The sequence below is a fragment of the uncultured Fenollaria sp. genome, from assembly GCF_934202865.1.
Taxonomy (GTDB): Bacteria; Bacillota; Clostridia; order Tissierellales; family Peptoniphilaceae; genus Fenollaria.
Map to the genome: position 1 here is coordinate 1 of NZ_CAKPYL010000074.1, position 4,311 is coordinate 4,311.

Annotated in this window: 5 protein-coding genes and 1 pseudogene; all 6 read left to right on the forward strand. The window is 35.4% G+C overall.

Annotated elements, in window-relative coordinates; all coding sequences use genetic code 11:
- Positions 1-183 (forward strand): annotated as a pseudogene (locus Q0E71_RS06470) (aspartate carbamoyltransferase); the annotation flags it as partial.
- Complete coding sequence (locus Q0E71_RS06475) at positions 183-605, forward strand: aspartate carbamoyltransferase regulatory subunit (RefSeq protein ID WP_294797163.1); 423 nt, start codon at positions 183-185, stop codon at positions 603-605. The pseudogene Q0E71_RS06470 and the gene Q0E71_RS06475, both read left to right, overlap by 1 nt.
- A 1-nt stretch (position 606) precedes the next feature.
- Positions 607-1,473, forward strand: a complete 867-nt coding sequence (gene pyrF / locus Q0E71_RS06480) for an orotidine-5'-phosphate decarboxylase (protein ID WP_294797165.1) — start codon at positions 607-609, stop codon at positions 1,471-1,473.
- The gene (locus Q0E71_RS06485; RefSeq protein ID WP_294797167.1) at positions 1,466-2,215 is read left to right on the forward strand and encodes a dihydroorotate dehydrogenase electron transfer subunit; all 750 of its coding nucleotides are present in this window, start codon (positions 1,466-1,468) and stop codon (positions 2,213-2,215) included. The genes pyrF and Q0E71_RS06485 overlap by 8 nt, the downstream gene beginning before the upstream one ends.
- Complete coding sequence (locus Q0E71_RS06490) at positions 2,208-3,110, forward strand: dihydroorotate dehydrogenase (RefSeq protein WP_294797169.1); 903 nt, start codon at positions 2,208-2,210, stop codon at positions 3,108-3,110. The genes Q0E71_RS06485 and Q0E71_RS06490 overlap by 8 nt, the downstream gene beginning before the upstream one ends.
- The gene (locus Q0E71_RS06495) at positions 3,110-4,252 is read left to right on the forward strand and encodes an NAD(P)H-hydrate dehydratase (protein ID WP_294797171.1); all 1,143 of its coding nucleotides are present in this window, start codon (positions 3,110-3,112) and stop codon (positions 4,250-4,252) included. Before Q0E71_RS06490 ends, Q0E71_RS06495 begins: the two co-directional genes overlap by 1 nt.
- Positions 4,253-4,311: the final 59 nt, after the last annotated feature.

Here is a 4,311-nt window from a genome sequence, read left to right on the forward strand (position 1 = left end):
GTTCTAGACCTTGAAAAGCTAAAAAATGCTAAGAAAGACCTAGCAATACTACATCCACTACCAAGAGTTAATGAGATAGCTGTAGACGTAGACGACGATCCAAGAGCTTGGTACTTTAGACAAGTTAAGAACGGTATGTATATAAGAATGGCACTGATAGCAAAATTATTGGGGGTTAAATAATGTTAAGTATAAATAGTATTTCAAAAGGTATAGTTATAGACCATATACAAGCTGGACATGGCATACAAATATTTGAATATCTAAATCTTAGAGAAGCTGATTTCACTGTAGCTCTTATAATGAATGCGCAAAGTGAAAAGATGGGCAGAAAAGATATGATTAAGATTGAAAATGAAATAGATTTAGATTTATCTGCACTAGGTTTTATCGATCCAAACATCACAGTGAACGTTATAAAAGATGAAAAGATCGAAAGAAAGATTAATCTTACTCTTCCAGAAGTTGTAGAAGGCGTTATAAAATGCAAGAATCCTCGCTGTATAACATCTGTTGAAAGAAATATTCCTCACAAATTTGTCTTAGTTGATAAAGAAAAAGGCAAATACAAATGTGCTTACTGTGATCATGTTTACGGCGAATAATATGATTATAGATAGATTATTTGAAGAAGTTCAAAAATTTGGTCCAATCTGTGTCGGTTTAGACACAGATTTGTCCTATATTCCAGAGCATTTAAATAGTATAGAAAGCATAGCAGATAGAGTTTTTAAATTCAACAAGGATATAATTGATGCAAGCTATGATTTAGTAGCTGTATATAAGCTTCAAATTGCTTACTACGAGGCTTTAGGTGTAGAAGGACTAGTAGCATACAAAAAAACTTTAGAGTACCTTAGAGAGAAGAATAAGCTAAGCATAGGCGACATCAAGAGATCAGACATTGCCAAAACAGCTGAAATGTATGCAAAAGCACACTTTGAAGGAGATTTTGAAGCTGACTTTATAACACTTTCACCATTTATGGGCTATGACAGCATAAAACCATATTTACCTTACTTGGAAAGCGGAGAAAAAGGAATATTTGTCTTATTAAGAACATCAAATCCTGGCGCTTTAGACATAGAATACCTTGAAAGTAAAGGCGAAACATTGTATAATATAATTGGTGACAATCTAAGTAAGATTGCAGATAGATACATCGGTGACTATGGTTATTCATCATTAGGCTTCGTTGTTGGCGACAATATCATGGATAGCGGCGAACAAGATGAGATAAGAAAGAGATTTCCTAGAGAATTTTTCTTAGTTCCAGGCTATGGTGCTCAAGGCGGAAAGGCTTCAACTGTAAGAAAATTACTCACAGAGCTTAATGGAGGCATTGTTAACTCATCAAGAGGAATAATAACAAGCCATATGAAGCACATGGAAGATGCCGATTATAAATCTGAAAATTATTTACAATACATTAGAGAAGCTGTTATAAATATGAAGGAGGATATCTGTGGCTAGAAATGCATATAAAGAGGGTACGATATTAGAAAACAATCACATTATTGACAATATCTACGTTTTAAAAGTAAGTGGACCATTCGAAGGTGCACCTGGACAATTTTATATGATTAAATCGTGGCAAGGAACAGACCCTCTTCTAGCGAGACCCATAAGCATCTACGATATAGATGAGGAGGGCAATATCTATCTTTTAGTAGCAAATGTTGGTAGAGGAACAGATATAATGATGAAGCTTAAAAAAGGCGATAAATTATATCTACTTGGACCACTTGGAAATAAGTTCCCGCTACCTAATAAAGATGAAAAAGTGGCTTTAGTTGGCGGTTCCGTTGGTATAGCGCCTCTTAAGTACCTTGCTAGATCAATACAAGATATCACTAAGAATATAGATTATTACGCGGGATTTAGAGATAATCCATACTTAATCGAAGATTTTGAAGAATATGTTGAAAATACTTATATTTCTACAGAGAGTGGCAAGGTCGGCTACAAAGGTTATATCATAGATATTTTAGAATCAGAGAAATATGATAAGATATACACTTGCGGACCGTTCCCAATGATGAAAGCCTTATTACTAAAGGCTCATAATAGAAATAAAGTACTTGTAAGTATGGAGTCAAGGATGGCTTGCGGCGTAGGTACATGCAGGGGCTGCAGTATAAAGACTAAAGTTGGCATGAGACGTGTTTGTAAAGACGGACCAATATTTGGAGGAGGTGTGTTTTTAATTGACTGATTTAAGAGTAAAGATAGCTGATATTGAATTTAAAAACCCACTAATCGCGGCGAGCGGAACCTACGGCTTTGGTAAAGAATATGAGGAGTACTACGATATCTCAAAGATAGGTGGCGTCTCCACTAAAGGACTTACACTAAATCCAAAAGATGGTAACGAAGGCATAAGATTATTCGAAACTCCAAGCGGGCTTATGAATTCTATAGGCCTTGAAAATCCTGGCATACAAGCTTTTATCGATAATGAACTAGACTTTTTACTATCGAAGGACCTTATTACACTTGTTAATATTGGCGGTAATAATATAGAAGATTACCTAGAGGCAGTTAGATTAATATCTAAAACTGAAGCTCAAATGATAGAGCTTAATATTTCATGCCCAAACGTTAAAAGCGGCGGCATGGCTTTTGGCATCAAGACATGCATTGCAAAAGATGTTGTTAAAAAAGTTAGGGATATAACAGATAAACCGCTTATAGTAAAGCTATCACCAAATGCTAATGACATTGTAGAGATGGCTAAAGCATGCGAAGAAGTCGGCGCAGATGCACTAAGCCTTGTCAATACATTTAACGCTATGGCCATAGACATAGACAGACGCAAAACTGTATTTAACAATAAAACTGCAGGTCTATCAGGCCCTGCAATCAAGCCTATTGCTTTAAGAATGACATATGAAGTATCAAAGGCAGTTAATATACCTGTTATAGGCATGGGTGGCATCAGTAATTACAGAGATGTTATTGAATTTATTATGGCTGGGGCAAGTGCTGTACAAGTAGGCACTATGAATTTTACAGAGCCTATGATTATGGCAAATATTGCTGAAGACTTAGAAAAATACATGAATGATAATAAGATAGCAAGTTTTGAAGAGATTAGAGGAATAATTTAATGAGTATAGGTGTAGATATACTTGAAATATCTAGAATTAGAAAATTAATGGAAAATGAAAAGTTTTTGAATCGCTTCTTTAGTGATGCGGAGATAAGCTATATAGAATCATCAGCTAAGGCTGATGAAACTTGTGCTGGAATTTTTGCTGCTAAAGAAGCTATTATTAAGGCTTTAAATGGCAATTTAGCTGGACTACAATATAAAGACATCTCTATAGAGAGAAAGAATGATGTACCATTTGCTTATGTGAATGGTATAAATTTTTTTGTCTCAATCTCGCACGATGGTGACTACGCCATAAGCATTGCAAGTACAGGTGAAACGCTTAGCAAAATCAATATTGAAGATGAATTTAAGGTGTTTAGAAAAAGAGATGACTTTACTCATAAGGGTGACTATGGTAAGCTTGCCATATTTGCTGGGTCTCTATCAATGACTGGAGCGCCTTACTTTGCCTCGCTTGCTGCGATGAGGACGGGCTGCGGACTATCTTATCTATACGTTGATAAAAATATACAAGATATACTCAGCGTGAAGCTATCTGAAACTATAATTAGATTGAGTGATAATTATGATTTGGCAGATATAGACGCTGTGCTTTTTGGACCAGCATGGTCATTTTTTGATAATAGAGATAAAATTTATAAAGATATAATACATTCAAATAAAAGACTTGTGATTGATGCGGATGGTCTTCATTATTTAAAAAAGTATGGAAATAAACTAGGATACAGGGCCATAATCACGCCGCATTTTGCTGAACTTTCAAGGCTATTAGATGTGGACATAGAAAAAATTATAGAAGATCCAAGTAAATATGCGCGCCTTGCTAGTGATAAGTTTGAAGTGGTGGTTGTTTTAAAGGGCCACAATACCATTGTCATGGATAAAGACAATGAATACATAAATCATACAGGAAACCCTGGTATGGCGACAGCAGGCTCAGGCGATGTGCTTTCTGGAATTATTGCTTCGCTTATTGTTCAAGGCTTCACGGCCTTTGATGCAGCGAAATATGGAGTATATTTGCACGGCTTAGCAGGGGATCTTGCAAAAGAAAAATACACAGAATATTCATTAATAGCAAGCGATATAATTGAGTTTATACCGAAAGCTATTAAGATGATGGAGGTAAAATAAATGAAGGGCAATAGAGCCGCTTGGCTTGAAATTAATTTAAATAATCTTGAGTACAATAT